Annotated in this window: 11 protein-coding genes; 3 read left to right on the forward strand and 8 right to left on the reverse strand. The window is 62.4% G+C overall.

Going from position 1 to position 17149, the window contains the following annotated elements; all coding sequences use genetic code 11:
- From topA to NL154_RS07335, 5 genes are all read right to left on the reverse strand, one after another.
- A complete protein-coding gene (gene topA / locus NL154_RS07315; protein ID WP_221147465.1) occupies positions 1 to 2655 on the reverse strand; it encodes a type I DNA topoisomerase in 2655 nt (884 codons plus the stop codon).
- 228 nt (positions 2656 to 2883) lie between these two features.
- A complete protein-coding gene (gene dprA, locus NL154_RS07320) occupies positions 2884 to 4026 on the reverse strand; it encodes a DNA-processing protein DprA (protein WP_210628265.1) in 1143 nt (380 codons plus the stop codon).
- Positions 4026 to 4646: a glycerol-3-phosphate 1-O-acyltransferase PlsY gene (gene plsY / locus NL154_RS07325; protein ID WP_434733852.1), complete on the reverse strand. Its 621-nt coding sequence runs from the start codon at positions 4644 to 4646 to the stop codon at positions 4026 to 4028. The genes dprA and plsY overlap by 1 nt, the downstream gene beginning before the upstream one ends.
- Before the next feature lie 42 nt (positions 4647 to 4688).
- Complete coding sequence (locus tag NL154_RS07330) at positions 4689 to 5978, reverse strand: dihydroorotase (protein ID WP_210628263.1); 1290 nt, start codon at positions 5976 to 5978, stop codon at positions 4689 to 4691.
- Positions 5975 to 6931 carry an aspartate carbamoyltransferase catalytic subunit gene (locus NL154_RS07335; protein WP_434733853.1) on the reverse strand — a complete coding sequence of 319 codons (957 nt, stop codon included), beginning with the start codon at positions 6929 to 6931 and terminating at the stop codon, positions 5975 to 5977. Before NL154_RS07335 ends, NL154_RS07330 begins: the two co-directional genes overlap by 4 nt.
- Before the next feature lie 178 nt (positions 6932 to 7109).
- Between NL154_RS07335 and NL154_RS07340 the strand changes: the two genes are divergently transcribed.
- Entirely contained in the window at positions 7110 to 8768 is a 1659-nt protein-coding gene (locus NL154_RS07340; protein ID WP_210628262.1) for an acyl-CoA dehydrogenase family protein, read from the forward strand.
- Between the two features lie 12 nt (positions 8769 to 8780).
- On the opposite strand, the gene vapC is transcribed toward NL154_RS07340, so the two are convergent.
- The 3 genes from vapC to NL154_RS07355 all read right to left on the reverse strand — a co-directional run bounded on the left by vapC (position 8781) and on the right by NL154_RS07355 (position 12387).
- Complete coding sequence (gene vapC / locus NL154_RS07345; protein WP_221147459.1) at positions 8781 to 9170, reverse strand: type II toxin-antitoxin system VapC family toxin; 390 nt, start codon at positions 9168 to 9170, stop codon at positions 8781 to 8783.
- Entirely contained in the window at positions 9154 to 9375 is a 222-nt protein-coding gene (locus tag NL154_RS07350) for a type II toxin-antitoxin system VapB family antitoxin (RefSeq protein ID WP_221147458.1), read from the reverse strand. The genes vapC and NL154_RS07350 overlap by 17 nt, the downstream gene beginning before the upstream one ends.
- Before the next feature lie 144 nt (positions 9376 to 9519).
- Positions 9520 to 12387, reverse strand: coding sequence for an Rne/Rng family ribonuclease (locus tag NL154_RS07355; protein WP_434733854.1), 2868 nt, complete (start codon positions 12385 to 12387; stop codon positions 9520 to 9522).
- 622 nt (positions 12388 to 13009) lie between these two features.
- Here NL154_RS07355 and NL154_RS07360 point away from each other — a divergent pair.
- Positions 13010 to 14269 (forward strand): N-acetylmuramoyl-L-alanine amidase, encoded by a 1260-nt coding sequence (locus NL154_RS07360; RefSeq protein WP_434733855.1) that lies wholly within the window; start codon positions 13010 to 13012, stop codon positions 14267 to 14269.
- 361 nt (positions 14270 to 14630) lie between these two features.
- Positions 14631 to 17090, forward strand: coding sequence for a penicillin-binding protein 1A (locus NL154_RS07365; RefSeq protein ID WP_210628258.1), 2460 nt, complete (start codon positions 14631 to 14633; stop codon positions 17088 to 17090).
- The last annotated feature ends 59 nt before the right edge of the window (positions 17091 to 17149 follow it).

Below are 17149 nucleotides of genomic sequence, written 5' to 3' on the forward strand. Positions count from 1 at the left end.
TCAGCTCTTTTTCGATTTCGCGGGCGCCTTCGCCTTCGTTGCCTTCGGCTTGGCGGCCGTCTTGGTTGCCTTGGCTTCGGCGGCGGCCGCCTTCGGCTTGGCTTTCGCCCTGGCCGTCTTGCCGGCCGGGGCCTTGCCGGCCTTTTCGGTGATCAGCGCAAGCGCCTCCTCGATGGTAATCGCCTGCGGATCCTTGCCCTTCGGCAGGGTGGCGTTTACCTTGCCCCAGTTGACATAGGGGCCGTATTTGCCGTCGCGAACGGTGATGGCGCCGCCATCGGGATGATCGCCGAGGGTCTTCAGTGCCGCCGGCGTACCGCGCGCACCCCGGCCCGGCGCCTTGTTGGCTTTTTCGGCAATCAGCGTCACGGCGCGATTGAGGCCGACGGAGAAGACGTCCTCGACGGTTTCCAGATTGGCATAGGAACCGTCATGCAGGAGAAACGGCCCGTAGCGGCCAATGCCCGACGAGATCATCTTGCCCGTTTCAGGATGTTTGCCGATATCGCGCGGCAGCGAGATCAGCGCCATCGCCTTTTCATAGTCGATATCCTCAGGCTTCCATCCTTTCGGCAGCGAAGCGCGTTTGGCCTCCTTGCCGTCGCCGCGCTGGATGTAAGGGCCGAAGCGGCCGGAACGCAGCGTCAGTTCCTCGCCGGTGGTCGGATCGGTGCCGAGATTCTTCGGTTCGTTGAGCGCGACCCCTTCCGCTTCTCCACCGTTTTCGGAGGAAAGCTGGCGGGTGTAGTTGCATTCCGGATAGTTCGAGCAGCCGACGAAGGCACCATATCTGCCGAGCTTGAGCGACAGGTTGCCGGTGCCGCAGACCTGGCAAATCCTGGGGTCGCCGCCATCCTCGCGTTTCGGAAAGACGAGCGGCGCCAGCGCCTCGTTCAGCGAATCAAGCACGTTGGTGACGCGCAATTCCTTCGTGTCTTCGATCTGCGCGAAGAAATCCTTCCAGAAATCGCGCAGCACCTGCTTCCAGTTCAATTCGCCGGCGGAAATCCGGTCGAGCTTTTCCTCGAGGTCGGCGGTGAAATCATATTCCACATATTTGGTGAAGAAGCTTTCGAGGAAAGCCGTCACCAGCCGGCCCTTGGCCTGCGGGATCAGTTTACGCTTGTCGATCGTCACATAGTCGCGGTCGCGCAGGGTCGCCAGCGTGGCGGCATAGGTCGAGGGACGGCCGATGCCGAGCTCTTCCATCTTCTTGATTAGCGATGCTTCCGAATAGCGCGGCGGCGGCTCGGTGAAATGCTGGGTCGAATTGATCTTCTGCTTGGCCAGCGCCTCGCGTGCATTGATCTCCGGCAGGCGACCATCCTCGTCGCCGTCATCGCTCTGCTCGCCGTCCTCCTTCTGGTCGGTATAGGCGGCGATGAAGCCGTCGAAGCGGATGACCGAACCGACGGCGCGCAGGCCGGCCTTCTCGCCCTTGTTCTCGGCGGTGATTTCGGCCGTCGTGCGCTCGATCTCGGCCGACGCCATCTGGCTGGCGATGCCACGCTTCCAGATCAGCTCGTAGAGCCGGATCTGATCGGCGTCGAGGAATTTGCGCACGCGGTCGGGCGAGCGGTAGAAATCGGTCGGGCGGATCGCCTCGTGCGCCTCCTGGGCGTTCTTCGCCTTGGTCGAGTAGAAGCGCGCCTTCTCAGGCAGGTAGCGTTCACCGAACTGGTCGAGGATGGCACGTCGCGCTGCGTCGATCGCTTCGGGCGCCATCTGCACGCCGTCGGTTCGCATATAGGTGATAAGACCGACTGTCTCGCCGCCGATATCGACGCCCTCATAGAGCTTCTGGGCGATCTGCATCGTGCGCGAGGCGGAGAAGCCGAGATTGGAGGAGGCGGCCTGCTGCAGCGTCGAGGTGGTGAACGGCGGTCCCGGGTTGCGCCTGACCGGTTTTGCCTCGACCGTGTCGACGATATAGCTGGCGCCTTCGAGCAATGCTTTCAGGCGGCCCGCATCCTCGCCGTTGCCGATCGCCCGCGGCTGCAGCCGCTTGCCGTGCGCCGAAACCAGCCTTGCCTCGAACTCGTCGCCGCGCGGCGTCTTCAGCAGCGCCGAGATGTTCCAGTATTCTTCCGAAATGAAGCGCTCGATCTCGGACTCGCGGTCGCAGACCAGACGAAGCGCGACCGATTGGACCCGGCCGGCCGAACGCGCGCCGGGCAACTTGCGCCACAGCACCGGCGAAAGATTGAAACCGACGAGATAGTCGAGCGCGCGGCGCGCGAGATAGGCGTCGACCAGCGGCACGTCGATATCGCGCGGATCGGCCATCGCATCGAGGACGGCCTTCTTGGTAATCGCGTTGAAGACGACGCGCTTGACGGACTTGCCGTTCAGCACCCGCTTCTTGTTCAGCATGTCGAGGACGTGCCAGGAAATCGCTTCGCCTTCGCGATCAGGGTCGGTCGCGAGAAACAGCCCATCGGAGGATTTCACCGCGTCGGCGATGTCCTTCATCCGCTTGGCCGAAGCGCCGTCGACCTCCCAGAGCATTTCGAAATCCTGATCGGGAAGAACGGAGCCATCCTTGGCAGGCAGATCGCGCACATGGCCGAAGGAGGCGAGCACTTTGTATCCCGAACCCAGATACTTATTGATCGTCTTGGCCTTGGCAGGCGATTCCACCACTACAACATTCATGATGATTCTCTAAAAAAGAAACCACGCCAGCTTGTGGGCCAGCGCAACACGCACCGTAACTTGGATACCGGCCCTCCGACATGGACAGGGAAATCGCTGCGGTCAAGGGGTTTGCTACAATTTTACTTCTTGCGTACGGTGCAAGCGAAACAAGATTTGCAGCAGAAAACAATTTTAAATTGCGTCAGTGCGGTTTTCAACACGCAGTTTCCCTGTTCCCCGCAAGCATCAATCGGAAAGCGAGACGAGACCGCCCTGATGCCGATGCAGCCTGCCTGATATATCGAGTTCCAGAAGGATGAGATAGACCGCGGATGCCGGAAGGCCGGTGTGGCGGATGACGTCGTCGATCTCGACCGGCGTCGGCCCGAGCGCGCCGATGATGCGCATCCGGTCCGAATCGCCGGGTGGCATCGTCATTGCCCGGCTCTCGCGTGCCGGCTCTTCCGCCATCGACAAAGGGAAGAGGTCAAGTTGCGCAAGCGGCGCCAGGGCTTCGATGATATCGGCAGGTTCGGTAACGATCGAAGCGCCGTCCTTGAGCAGGCCGTTGGTGCCGTGACAGCGCGGATCGAGCGGCGAGCCGGGCACGGCAAACACCAGGCGGCCGAACTCGCCGGCGAGGCGCGCCGTGATCAGCGAGCCCGAGCGCATCGCCGCCTCGATGATCACCACGCCAAGTGCGATGCCGGCAATCAGCCGGTTCCGGCGCGGGAAATCGCGGGCGCGCGGCTCCCAGCCGAAGGGCATCTCGCTCACCGCCAGGCCGTTGCCGCCGGTTATCTCTTCGATGAGGCCGAGATTCTCCGGCGGGTAGGGCTTGTCGAGACCGCCGGCAAGGGCGGCGATCGTGCCCGTGCCGAGGCTTGCCCGATGCGCTGCCGTGTCGATGCCGCGCGCCAGGCCGGAGATCACCGTATAACCCGCCCGACCGCAGTCGCGCGCCACCATCGCCGCGAATTTGGTGCCTGCGGCCGACGCGTTACGGGAGCCGACGATGCCGACGGCCGGTCGTTTGGCGGCAGCGAGTGCGCCCTTGACCGCAAGAAGCGGCGGCGCGCCGTCGATCTGTTTCAGCGCCTGCGGATAGTCCGGCTCGCCAATGCCGATAAAGCGGGCGCCGAAACGATGCGCCGCCTCCAGTTCCCGGTGCGCCTCGGCTTCGCTGGCAATGCGGATGGCCCGTGTCGCGCCGCCGCGCGCCGAAAGCTCCGGCAGCGCCGCGAGTGCGGCCTCAGCCGAACCGAAATGATCGATAAGATCGCGGAAGGTTGCAGGGCCGACATTGTCGGAACGGATCAGGCGCAGCCAGGCAATCCTCTGCCTTTCGCTTAGCACCGTACCTGTTGATTCCGCGCTCGGCGCGTCCATTATCCTTTCGCCCCGATCTTGCTTTCCGTTCCGCCCATCAGGCGTGAAATATTTGCCTTGTGCTTCCAGTAGGAGATGAGCGTCATGATCGCCATGACGGCCGCGACCTTTTCATTGCCGAGGATCCACAGTGCGATTGGGATGACGAGCATGGCGACGAGGGCCGACAGCGAGGAATAGCGGGTGGTGACGGCGACCGCGAGCCAGACGGCGGCGAAGAGCACCACCATGATCGGCGCGACGCCGAGAAGCGTGCCGATATAGGTGGCGACACCCTTGCCGCCCTTGAAGCCGATCCAGACGGGGAAGAGATGGCCGATGAAGGCGAAGAAGCCGGCGATGATCGCGGCCTCCTCACCGAGGAAATATCCGACAACCCAGGCTGCCGTCGACGCCTTCATTGCATCGAGCAGCAGCGTCGCGGCGGCGAGCTTGCGGTTTCCGGTTCTCAGCACATTGGTCGCGCCGATATTGCCGGAGCCGATGCTGCGCACATCGCCCAGGCCGGCGGCCCGGGTGAGGATCAGGCCGAAAGGGATTGAGCCGAAGAGATAGCCGATAACGGCCGCCGCAAGTGCGATCGGCAGCGTGATCTGCCATGACATGAGATTGGATAACATGTGCCCCCTCAGCCCTCCGTAGCTTACCGTTCCAGCCGTCTCTCAAAGTGCGTGAACAGGCTTTCCCGAGACGTATGTCGCGACTGCCCGCCCGCTGAAGCGCGCGTCCTCGAACGGTGTATTCTTCGAGCGGGAGAGAAGCATGTCTTTGGTGACAAGCCAAGGCTCATCGAGATCGATGAGCGTGATATCGGCTGGCGCACCCGGCTTCAGCGTGCCGGCATTGAGACCGAAAATCTGAGCTGGGCGGGTGGACATGGCGTCGATCAGCCGCATCAGGCTGACCTGGCCGCCATGATGAAGCCTGAGAGCCGCCGCCAGCATCGTTTCCAGTCCGACCGCGCCATCGGCTGCCTCTGCGAACGGCAGGCGCTTCGTGTCGACGTCCTGCGGGTCGTGCGAGGAGACGATGATGTCGATCGCACCGTTGGCAAGCGCCTCGGCCATGGCGACTCGGTCGTCCTCCGGGCGCAGTGGCGGATAGAGCTTGAAGAAGGTGCGGTATTCGCCGATGTCGTTCTCGTTGAGCGCCAGATTGTTGATCGAGATGCCCGAGGTCACCTTGGCGCCACGGCTGCGGGCGCGTTCGATGGCCTCGACCGATTCGGGGACGGAGATCATCGCAGCGTGATAACGGCCGCGCGTCAGCTCTGCCACCCTGAGATCGCGTTCGAGGGGGATCAGCTCGGCTTCCTTCGGAATGCCGGAGAGCCCCAGCCAGCTGGCGAAAAGTCCCTCGTGCATGACGCCATTGGCGCCGAGATATTTGTCGCGGGTCTCGCAGGAGATGACGGCGCCGAATTCGCGAGCATAGGTCATGATCCGGCGCAGCACCTGTGTGTTATGGACGCTGGAATGGGCATCGGTGAAGGCGACCGCGCCCGCCTGCATCAACAGGCCGATTTCCGTCATCTCCTCGCCGGCAAGACCCTTGGTGAGGGCGGCTGCCGGATAGACGTTGACGGCCGCCGTGTCCCGCGCCGTCTTCTTGACGAATTCGACGAGTGCGATGTCGTCGATGACGGGATCGGTGTCCGGCATCATGATGATCGAGGTGATGCCGCCGGCTGCCGCCGCCCGGCTCGCCGAGGCGATCGTCTCGCGGTGCTCGCCGCCGGGCTCGCCGATATGGACGCGCGCATCGACGAGGCCTGGCGTTGCCACGAGGCCGGTGCAGTCGCGCACGGCGGCGCCTTCCGGCGCACCCTGGTTCTGCGCCTCGCTGCCGGCGGCAATAATCACGCCGTTTTTAGCGATGATCGTTCCGATCTCGTCGAGACTGCGCGAGGGATCGACGATGCGGACATTCTTGAGGACGATCGAGCTGCTCATGCCATCATTCCGTCGGTTCGGGGACCTTGGTTCTGCGAGACGAGCAGCGTCTCCATGACGGCCATGCGCACGGCGACCCCCATTTCCACTTGTTCGGCGATCATGCTCTGCGGACCATCGGCCACCTCGGAGGCGATCTCGACGCCGCGGTTCATCGGCCCGGGGTGCATGACCAGCGCATCATCCTTCGCTGCTTTCAGCGTTTCGGCGTCGAGTCCGTAGAAGTGATAATACTCGCGCACCGACGGCACAAAGGCGCCGGACATGCGTTCGCGCTGCAGCCGCAGCATCATCACGACGTCGGCGTCCTTCAATCCTTCCTTCATCGAGTGGAACACCTCGACGCCCATCTCGGCGATGCCGGCGGGCAGGAGGGTGGCGGGCGCGACGACGCGCACGCGTGCGCCCATCGCGTTAAGCAGCAGGATATTGGAGCGCGCCACGCGCGAGTGCAGCACGTCGCCGCAGATCGCCACGATGATGCGCGAAAGCTTGCCTTTGGCGCGGCGGATCGTCAGCGCGTCGAGCAGCGCCTGGGTCGGGTGTTCGTGCTGCCCGTCGCCGGCATTGACGACCGAGCAGGAGACTTTCTGGGCAAGAAGTGCAGCCGCCCCGGCGCTTGAATGGCGGATCACCAGCACGTCGGGGCGCATCGCATTCAGCGTCATCGCCGTATCGATCAGCGTCTCGCCTTTCTTCACCGAGGAATTGCCGACCGACATGTTCATCACGTCGGCGCCGAGCCGCTTGCCGGCAAGCTCGAAGGAGGCCTGTGTGCGGGTCGATGCCTCGAAGAAGAGGTTGATCTGCGTCAGTCCGCGCAGCGTCGACGTCTTCTTTTCTCTCTGGCGGCTGATCTTGACGGCTTCGTCGGCCTTGTCGAGAAGATAGGTGATATCCTGCTCGGTGAGGCCCTTGATGCCGATGAGGTGGCGGTGGGGGAAAAAGACCATGACCCTGCCTCTTGCTGTCTCTTGCGGGTCTATAATGAGTGCCGCCCGCTGGGGCAAGCACGCGCTGTGGGCAAAGGCTTATGTCCCCATGCATTTTCGCTTGAATTCCGATAGAGCAGAATAAAGCGAATCATAACTTCCGGTTTTCCTTGCCGGGTTCTTGCACTAGAAGCGAACAATGACCTCCGCAAACCGGACTGACGACAAACTCGCAGAACTCAACCAGCCGAGCCTGTGGTCCGGCATCAATGCCTATCGATCCGATCCGCTGATCGTCGATCTGACGGCGGCCTTGCCGCGCGGCATCCGTGAAGACCTGGAAAATATCGGTCGCTACGTCACCTCGCCGGAGGCGCAGGAGCTCGCGCGCATGGCAAACCAGGGCGCGCCACAGCTGCGCACCCATGGTCCGCGCGGCGAGCGTCTCGACGTCGTCGAGTTTCATCCCGCCTGGCACGCGCTGATGCGCCGCTCCATGTCGGTCGGCCTGCATTCCTCCGTCTGGGATCCGCAGGCCGATATCGAGGCGAAGGACGCGGGCCACAAGGTCCGCGCCGCGCGATTTTACCTGACGGCACAGCTGGAATCCGGCCATCTCTGCCCGCTGACGATGACGAGCGCTTCGGTGGCTGCGCTGTCGGCGTCCCCTGCGGTGCAGAAGGACTGGGCGCCGAAGATCCTGTCGCGCAAATATGATTCGTCCAACCGGCCCGCCATGCAGAAATCCGCGGTGACCATCGGCATGGGCATGACCGAAAAGCAGGGCGGCACCGATGTCAGGGCCAACCGGAGTGCGGCTGAAAAGGTCAGCGAAGGCATCTATCGGCTCTCCGGCCACAAATGGTTCATGTCGGCTCCAATGAGCGATGCCTTCATCATGCTGGCGCAGACGAAGGAGGGCATGGGCTGCTTCCTGGTGCCGCGCCTGCTGGAGGACGGGTCCGCCAACGGACTGCAGTTCCAGCGACTGAAGGACAAGGTCGGCAACCGCTCGAACGCCTCTTCCGAGGTTGAGTTCACCGATACCTTCGGTTTCCTGCTCGGCGGCCCGGATGCCGGCATCCGCACCATCCTCGACATGGTGACGCTGACGCGGCTTGATTGCGCGCTGGCTTCATCAGGCATCATGCGCGCCTCGCTTGCCGAGGCCGTGCATCATACGCGCGGCCGCAGCGTCTTCGGCAGGATGCTCGTCAACCAGCCGATCATGACGCGCGTGCTCGCCGACATGGCGCTCGACGTCGCTGCCGCTACCGCGCTGTCCTTCCGCTTGGCCGATGCTTTCGACAAGGCGCGCGGCAATGCCGAAGAAGCGGCCTATGCCCGCGTCATGACGCCTGTCGCCAAATACTGGTGCTGCAAGATCGCGCCCTCGCTGATCTATGAGGCGATGGAATGCATCGGCGGCAACGGTTACATCGAGGAGCGCCCGATCGCCCGCCATTACCGCGAGGCCCCCGTCAACGCCATCTGGGAAGGCTCCGGCAACGTGATGGCGCTGGATGTGCTGCGCGTGCTCAACCGTGGCAAGGATCTGTTCGAGACGGTTTTTGCGGGCCTCGCGCGCGATCTCGGCCCCGCCGGCAAGAAAACGATCGACGTGCTACGCGCCGCAATCGCGCTTTGCGAACAGGACGAGGGCGCGGCGCGCCTGCTCGTCGAGCAACTGGCACTTGCCGCCGGCGCGGCGGAACTCTATCGGCTTGGAGCAGGGCGCATCGCCGATGCCTTCATCGAGACACGCCTTGCCGGCGGCTGGCGCTCCACTTACGGCATGCTCGATTCCCGTTTCGACGCCAGCTACATCGTCGATCTGCTCTACCCGCCGGCAGCCTGATCGCAAGGGCGATCAGGCGATCCTGAGACCGAGATGCTCGGCCATGGGATCGAAATCCCTATCATCGTGCAAGAGCGAGTGGCCTTCTTGAATGCAGAATGTGCCAATGATTACGTCGATGATCTTGCGCACTGTGATACCGCGTTCCCGCAGCAGGCGATAATTACGGGCTGCCCTGACGGCGAGGCTGTCGTCAAGCATCGGACGGATCGTGAATTGGCGCAAATTCGCTTCGATGGTGGTTGCATGGCGGTCATTGCGCGCGCCTTGGAGGACCTCCATAAGAATAAGATCGCCAACAAGAATCTCCAGCGGATCTTCGATATTCTGCAGACGCCGTCTGGCGGCGTTTTCCATCCCGCGTAGATGCGCAATCCAGACCGAACTATCGACGACGATCACTGGTTTCGTCCGGTCGATCGCGGCGCATCCCTTCCAGATCACCCTCCCAGCCGATTCCCGAGAGATTTGCGATCGCATTTTTTCTGCGGTGCCTGTCGACGAGGCTTCTGAGGGCCTGTTCGATAGTAGCTTTTTTCGTCGCCAACCCCGTGGCGGTCATCGCTGCGTCGAGCAAGGCATCATCGATATCTATATTCGTCCGCATTTTTTCCTCATGTGTATAACTTTCTTAAAAGATACACATCAGTCTCACGGGGTTCAAGATCAATGCTGATGCTGTCGCCATAAACAAAAATCCGGCCGCGTCGCCACGGCCGGATTATCGTCATTTACGTCCGAAAATCAGCGTTCAAAAGAAGCCACGGCGTTGCCACCAGCCGGCTTTCTTCGGCTTGCTGTCATCGCTTTCGGTTGTTTCGCTGCGGGTGGATTTCACCGTCGGCTCTGAGGAAGAAATATTGGATTCGCGGTTGGCGCGAACCGGCTTTGCTTCCTCCTGCGCGGGCGTTGCGAGATCGGCCGAGGCTTCGACCACCTCCGGCTCTGCTTCTACGGCTGGTGCCGATTCCGCTACCGGTTCTTCGACCGGCGCTGCGGCGGGCTTCCGGCGGCCGCGGCCACGGGCAGGCTTTACCTCTTCGGCGACGACACCCACGTCCTCGACGGCAGCCGTTACAGCTTGGCTCTCCCTGGCCTGTTCGGCAACCGTCTCGACAATTGCGGCTTCACCGGGAGCGACGTCATCCGAAGTGCCGTCGTCTTCATCCTCGCTGCCACTGTCTTCGCCGGCTTCATTCGCCGTCAGCTCGGACCCGTCCTCCCGGTTGCGGCGACCGCCGCGCTTGCCGCGGCGCCGGCGCTTGCGGCGCTGCGATTCCTCGTTTTCGGCGCGGCTCTCGGGTGCAGCGGCGGCGGTTTCGTCGCCCTCAGCGCCCTCGTCGTCGGCATCTTCCTCTTCGTCGCCGGCTTCGCCTGCAGCGGCTACCGGCTGCTCGGCATTGCCGTTGCGGCCACGACGGCGGCGGCGACGCTTGCGCTTACGGTTGCCTTCAGCTTCGCCTTCCGAACGCGCCGCAGCGGGACGTTCGGTCGCGGCAGCCTTTTCCTCGAGATCTTCGTCTTCTTCCTCATCAGCCTCGATAACGATGTCGTCGTCCTCATCCTCGGGGATGGCTGCGAAGTTGAAGAGGCTTTCGATCTTGACCGGGTTTTCGACGGGCTCGCCGCGGTCGATCGCAAAGTGCTGCGCGCCGACCGAACCATCGGCATCGATGATGATCGCTACGCCAAAACGCGCTTCGTAATCGACGATCGTCTGGCGCTTGTGGTTGAGCAGGTAGAGCGCGATGTCAGGCGTCGTGCGCACGGTGATGTTGTGCGTCGTGTTCTTGAGCAGATATTCCTCGATGCCACGCAACACATGCAGGGCGACGGAGGACTGTGAACGGACGTGGCCGGTGCCGCCGCAATGCGAGCAGACCTGGGTCGTCGATTCGAGAACCGAAGCGCGGATGCGCTGGCGCGACATTTCGAGCAGGCCGAAATGCGAGATCCGGCCGACCTGGATGCGGGCGCGGTCATTCTTCAGGCATTCCTTCAGCTTCTTCTCGACGGCGCGGTTGTTGCGCTTTTCTTCCATGTCGATGAAGTCGATGACGATCAGGCCGGCGAGGTCGCGCAGGCGAAGCTGGCGGGCGATTTCTTCCGCGGCTTCGAGGTTCGTCTGCAGCGCAGTGTCCTCGATCGAGTGTTCGCGCGTCGAGCGGCCGGAGTTGACGTCGATCGAAACCAGCGCTTCCGTCTGGTTCATGATCAGGTAGCCGCCGGAACGCAGCGTTACCTGCGGCTGCAGCATGCGGTCGAGCTGGGCCTCGATGCCGGAGCGCGAGAAGATCGGGTGGATGTCGCGGTAGGGCTGAACCACCTTGGCATGGCTCGGCATCAGCATCTTCATGAAGTCTTTCGCTTCACGATAGCCTTCCTCGCCGGCAACGATGATCTCGCCGATATCCTTGTTGTAGAGGTCGCGGATCGAGCGCTTGATCAGCGAGCCTTCTTCATAGACGAGGCAGGGAGCGGTCGACGCCAGCGTCAGCGTGCGGACGTTTTCCCACAGGCGCATCAGATATTCGAAATCACGCTTGACCTCGACCTTGGTGCGGTTGGCGCCGGCGGTGCGCAGGATAACGCCCATGCCTTGCGGCACTTCGAGCATGCGGGCGATTTCCTTCAGGCGCTTGCGGTCCTGCGGATTGGTGATCTTGCGGGAAATGCCGCCGCCGCGCGCCGTGTTCGGCATCAGAACCGAATAGCGGCCTGCAAGCGAGAGATAGGTGGTGAGAGCGGCACCCTTGTTGCCGCGCTCTTCCTTGGCGACCTGAACCAGCAGGATCTGGCGGCGCTTGATGACTTCCTGGATGCGGTACTGCTTGCGCGGCTTGCGCTGCACGCGGTCCGGCACCTCTTCCATTGCGTCTTCGGCGCCAACGGATTCGATGACTTCCTCTTCGCCGTGATCATCGTCGTCGTCGTCGTCATCGTGGCGACGCTTGCTGGTGTCGATGTCCTCGGAAATCGTGTCGGTTTCCACCATCGCGGCCATCGTGCCGCCGGCAGGGGCGTCATCGTCGTTGTCGACACCCGAAGCGCCTTCCGCTTCGACGTCTGTCGGAACGGCGTCTTCCGTCGCCGTCGTTTCGGCAACCTTCTTGCGGCTCCGGCGCGGCCTTGCCTTCTTGGCCGGCGCTTCCTCGGCGGCTTCAGGTGATCCTGCCACCTCTGCCGTTACGGCAATCTCTTCCGCCGCGGCCTCTTCCGTTACGGCAGCCGGTGCCTCTGTCGGCACGATGCCGACATCCGGCTGATCCTGGGTCGAAAGATCGACCATCGGCGCGGTTTCGACGTGCTCGACGTCTTCGTCGCGACGGTGCTCCTCGGCCTCGGCCCGAAGCAGCGCCTGACGGTCGGCGAGGGGGATCTGGTAGTAATCGGGATGGATTTCGGCGAAGGCCAGGAAGCCGTGCCGGTTACCGCCGTAATCGACGAAAGCGGCCTGCAGCGAGGGCTCGACCCTCGTTACCTTTGCAAGATAGATATTGCCGCGGATCTGCTTCTTGTGCTGCGACTCGAAGTCAAATTCTTCTATGCGGTTCCCGCGAACGACAACGACGCGCGTCTCTTCCTCGTGAGACGCATCGATAAGCATTTTGTCTGCCATGTAAGCTGTGCTCCTCGGCGTGGCCGCGAGAGCGCATTCCCGACTGCTGTTGAAACAGAAAGAATGCGGTCCACCGTGGCCGCGCCGGATAATGAAAGTCGCGCTTGACGCGAAGGGGAGAGCAGCAGCCAGACCGCAGCCGGAACCGTTTCGGTCCGGGGCCTGTGCACTTCAGATAAAACCTGCTGCGAAACCATCAACAACCAAGCGTGATCGACAAATACGAAGACCCGGTTCGGGTCCGATGAGGTTGCTCCCTGAGAGCGTGGTGGCTGATCCACCAATGAAGTTCCGACAGATGCCGGAAAATCAGGATCCAGTTCTCGGGTTGAAGCGCATGAGACGGCGGACGATGACCGATGTGGCGCCAGGTCCAGATCTGGCTGGCAGCCCTTGCGGCGACTCTATCCCGTCAACACTTCTACCCTAAAATGCGTTGTATGTTTTCTCTGTCACAATAGCAAGGGAAAAGCCAAATGTGCCATAATATTGATGGATTTCGAATCGCATAGAAACCGGGGGCAGGTGACCGCGATTCGGCAGGCGGCAAGGCGTTTCGCTCTCGGGCGTCCGTTCCGGCCATATCAGGTCCATCGCGGTATAAATAGGGTGTGGCGGTTTATTGTTTAAGAGGGCTCGGATCGTGGCGCAGTTCGCAACGCGGCGATCGACATTGGCTAGGCGGATTCAGACGGCGGTGCTCATTGCAGGTTGCCTCCTGCCCGGCCTCGCGGGTTCGGCCGAGACGAAGGATCCGCTGCTCGCTTATGGGGCGCGCATCATCGGCGATGATGCCAGGACGCGTATCGTCATCGATTTCGACCGCGAACCGCGTTTCTCCGTCCATTATCTCGCCAATCCGGAGCGGATCGTCGTCGATCTGTCAGCCACCGCCTTTGGATTTCCGGCGAAGGATTTGGCCGCCCGCGGCCTCTTCAAGGATATCCGCTACGGCAAGATGGATGATGAGAGCGCCCGCATCGTGCTGACAACGGCAAGGCCGGTGAAGCTCTCGCTCGCCAAGGTGCAAGCCGACGAGGCGGGCAGGGGCCATCGCCTGGTGCTCGATGCCGAGATGATCGACAAACAGGCCTTTGCCGAATTGGTCAAGACACAATCCTGGGACGATCGGACCGACGCGGCCCAGACGACGAGCGCCATTCCGGCGCCAGAAAAAACCGCCCCCGGCGATTTTGTCATTGCCGTCGACGCCGGCCACGGCGGCATCGATACCGGCGCGATCGGCGTCGACACGAAGACCGAAGAGAAGCAAGTGACGCTTGCCTTCGCCAAGGCCCTGGCCGACCGGCTGAACAAGGAGCCGGGCATCAAGGCGTTCCTGACGCGCAGTGACGACGAGTTCCTGTCGCTTTCCCAGCGCGTGCTGATCGCCCGCCAGAACCATGCCGGCCTGTTCATTTCATTGCATGCCGATACGCTGAAACAGAAGGATATCCGCGGCGCGACGGTCTATACGATCTCGGACAAGGCCTCTGACAAGCTCGCAGCCGACCTTGCCGAGCGCGAAAACCTTTCCGACCAGATCGCCGGCAAGGAGACGGTCGCCGAGCCGCCCGAGGTCGCCGACATCCTGCTCGATCTGACGCGGCGCGAGACGCAGGCCTTCTCGATTTCGCTGGCCGAGAGCGTGCTGAATTCCTTCAAGGACCAGATCGGCACCATCAACAATCCGCATCGCCACGCCGGCTTCCGCGTGCTGCAGGCGCCCGACGTGCCGTCGATCCTGCTCGAGCTCGGGTTCCTGTCGAATGCCGAAGACGAAAAACTGCTGCTCGACGAAACCTGGCGCACCAGGATCGCCGATCTTCTGACCGAGGCGGTGAAGCGATACCGCACCGGCGTCGTGGCGAATGGCGGCTGAAGAACGCCGCCCGGATATTTTAATGGGTTCGCTCAGGCGAGCTCCATGAAAACAGTGACTTGGACGCATCCGATCAATCACGTTCTGAGCGGCGCGGTTCGGTTTGTCGCCCGGGAAGGGCGTTGCTTCGATGTGACAGTCCCGATGAAACGCTGCCGAGGCAGCGATTGCGGCGGGCAGAGCCCTATTTTGCTCACATTCGCGCCGTTACTCCGGCTTATGTTTCCTAGCTTGAGGCGCGGAATCGTCTTGTGGCGGTAGCGCTCATGGAGTAAGCCGCGCGCAACGTGCAAATTGTCTCGATCTGTGCAATCGTTGCGTCCGCGCCGATTGTAGATCGAAGAGACCGGTAGCTGAAAATATGCTTAGACTTCTTGGATATTTCTTCGGAATGGCCTGCGTCCTGTTTCTGGTCGCGGCGGCGGGCATTGCCATCTATCTCGCCAATGTCGCGAGGGATCTTCCGGACTATGCCGTTCTGAACAGTTACGCGCCGCCGGTGACGACCCGCGTCCATGCCGGCAACGGCGCTCTCATGGCCGAATATGCCAAGGAAAAACGTCTCTTCCTGCCGATCCAGGCCATTCCCGACCGCGTCAAGGCCGCTTTCCTGTCGGCCGAGGACAAGAATTTCTACAACCATCCGGGCGTCGACCTCACTGGTCTCGGCCGCGCAATCCTCGTCAACCTGCAGAATTTCGGTTCGGGTCGCCGTCCTGTCGGCGCTTCCACGATCACCCAGCAGGTGGCCAAGAACTTCCTATTGAGCTCGGACCAGACGATCGACCGCAAGATCAAGGAAGCAATCCTCTCCTTCCGTATCGAGCAGGCCTACAGCAAGGACAAGATTCTCGAACTCTACCTGAACGAGATTTTCTTCGGGATGAATTCCTATGGCATCGCCGGCGCGGCGCTGACCTATTTCAACAAGTCGGTTACGGAGCTGACTGTCGCCGAGGCCGCCTATCTGGCATCGCTGCCGAAAGGTCCGGCCAATTATCATCCTTTCCGCCATCCTGAGGCGGCGCTCGAGCGTCGCAACTGGGTTATCGATCGCATGGTCGAGAACGGCTATGTCAGCCAGAGCGACGGCGCGGAAGCCAAGAAGCAGCCGCTCGGCGTCACCGCCCGCAGCAACGGACCATCGCTCTTCGCGTCCGATTACTTCGCCGAGGCCGTGCGCCGCCAGTTGATCGACCAATATGGCGAGAAAGTTCTCTACGAGGGCGGCCTTTCCGTGCGCACATCGCTCGATCCGCAGATGCAGCTCGCCGCGCGCAAGGCGCTGCAGGATGGCCTCGTGACCTATGACGAGCGCCGCGGTTTCCATGGGGCCGTCAAGCAGATCGACGCAAGCGGCGACTGGGGCAAGGCGCTTGCCGATATTCCCGCGCTGTCCGACGTTCCGGAATGGCGCCTGGCCGTCGTGCTCTCCGTCTCCGACGACAACGTCGACATCGGCCTGCAACCGGCCAAGGAGGGGAGCGGCAAGGTTGCGGCGGACCGTCTGCGCGGCACCATCGACGCCAAGAACATGCAATGGGCCTACCGATCGGCGGATGGCTCCCGCAAGACGGCGAAATCGCCGGCCGGTGTCTTGAGCCCGGGCGATGTCGTGTATGTCGAGAAGCTCGGTGACGACGCGTCGACCTCCTACCGTCTGCGCCAGCCCCCCAAGGTACAGGGCGGCCTTGTCGCCATGGATCCGAAGACCGGCCGCGTGCTCGCCATGGTCGGCGGTTTCTCCTATGCTCAGTCCGAATTCAACCGCGCCACCCAGGCGATGCGCCAGCCGGGCTCCTCCTTCAAGCCCTTCGTCTACGCAGCTGCGATGGACAATGGCTATACCCCGGCCTCCGTCATCATGGACGCGCCGATCGAGATCGTCTCGGGTGGCCAGGTCTGGAAGCCGGAAAACTACGGCGGCGAAGTCGGCGGCCCATCGACGCTGCGCTCGGGCATCGAGCATTCGCGCAACCTGATGACGGTCCGCCTCGCCAACGATCTCGGCATGAATATCGTTGCCGAATATGCCGAACGCTTCGGTATCTACGATCACATGCTGCCGGTTCTCTCGATGTCGCTCGGCGCCGGCGACACGACAGTGCTGCGCATGGTCTCGGCCTATTCGGTCATTGCAAATGGTGGCAAGCAGATCAAGCCGACGCTGATCGACCGTATCCAGGACCGCTACGGCAAGACGATCTTCAAGCATGAGGAGCGCCTCTGCGAGGGCTGCAATGCCGGCGACTGGCAGAACCAGGAAGAGCCCAACGTCGTCGACAACCGCGAAACCGTTCTCGACCCCATGACCGCCTACCAGATCACCTCGATGATGCAGGGCGTCATCCAGCGCGGCACTGCCGCTGGCAAGATCGATCTCAGCGGTCGCGACGTCGCCGGCAAGACCGGCACCACCAACGACGAGAAGGATGCCTGGTTCGTCGGCTTCACCCCGGATCTGGTCGCCGGCCTCTATATGGGCTTCGATACGCCGGCCCCGCTCGGCCGCGGCGGCACCGGTGGCGGTCTCTCCGCCCCGATTTTCAACGAATTCATGCAGGCCGCCGTCAAGGACATGCCGGAATCGAAGTTCGTCATTCCGCAGGGCATGAACCTGATCCCGATCGACCGCAAGACCGGCATGGCCGCCGCCGACGGCGATCCGAACACGATCGTCGAGGCCTTCAAGCCCGGCACCGGACCTGCCGACAGCTTCTCCGTCATCGGCATGGACAGCACCATGGCGCCGGAGGAGATCCTGAAAACCTCGCCGCAGGCCAACCAGGCCGTTCAGACCGGCACGCCAGGACTCTTCTGAGTCCCCACCCGATTTTAGAAGCCCGCCCCGGCTCTTTACATCCGCGGCGGGCGTCTCTA

Origin of the sequence: Rhizobium sp. YTUHZ044 (genome assembly GCF_051123975.1) — a bacterium.
Taxonomy (GTDB): Bacteria; Pseudomonadota; Alphaproteobacteria; order Rhizobiales; family Rhizobiaceae; genus Rhizobium.

What these genes read in the sequence shown, in the direction of transcription:
- topA (WP_221147465.1), bottom strand. Translation starts at nt 2,655, where the DNA reads ATGAATGTTGTAGTGGTGGAATCGCCTGCCAAGGCCAAGACGATCAAT.
- dprA (WP_210628265.1), bottom strand. Translation starts at nt 4,026, where the DNA reads ATGGACGCGCCGAGCGCGGAATCAACAGGTACGGTGCTAAGCGAAAGG.
- plsY (WP_434733852.1), bottom strand. Translation starts at nt 4,646, where the DNA reads ATGTTATCCAATCTCATGTCATGGCAGATCACGCTGCCGATCGCACTT.
- NL154_RS07330 (WP_210628263.1), bottom strand. Translation starts at nt 5,978, where the DNA reads ATGAGCAGCTCGATCGTCCTCAAGAATGTCCGCATCGTCGATCCCTCG.
- NL154_RS07335 (WP_434733853.1), bottom strand. Translation starts at nt 6,931, where the DNA reads ATGGTCTTTTTCCCCCACCGCCACCTCATCGGCATCAAGGGCCTCACC.
- NL154_RS07340 (WP_210628262.1), top strand. Translation starts at nt 7,110, where the DNA reads ATGACCTCCGCAAACCGGACTGACGACAAACTCGCAGAACTCAACCAG.
- NL154_RS07350 (WP_221147458.1), bottom strand. Translation starts at nt 9,375, where the DNA reads ATGCGGACGAATATAGATATCGATGATGCCTTGCTCGACGCAGCGATG.
- NL154_RS07355 (WP_434733854.1), bottom strand. Translation starts at nt 12,387, where the DNA reads ATGGCAGACAAAATGCTTATCGATGCGTCTCACGAGGAAGAGACGCGC.
- NL154_RS07365 (WP_210628258.1), top strand. Translation starts at nt 14,631, where the DNA reads ATGCTTAGACTTCTTGGATATTTCTTCGGAATGGCCTGCGTCCTGTTT.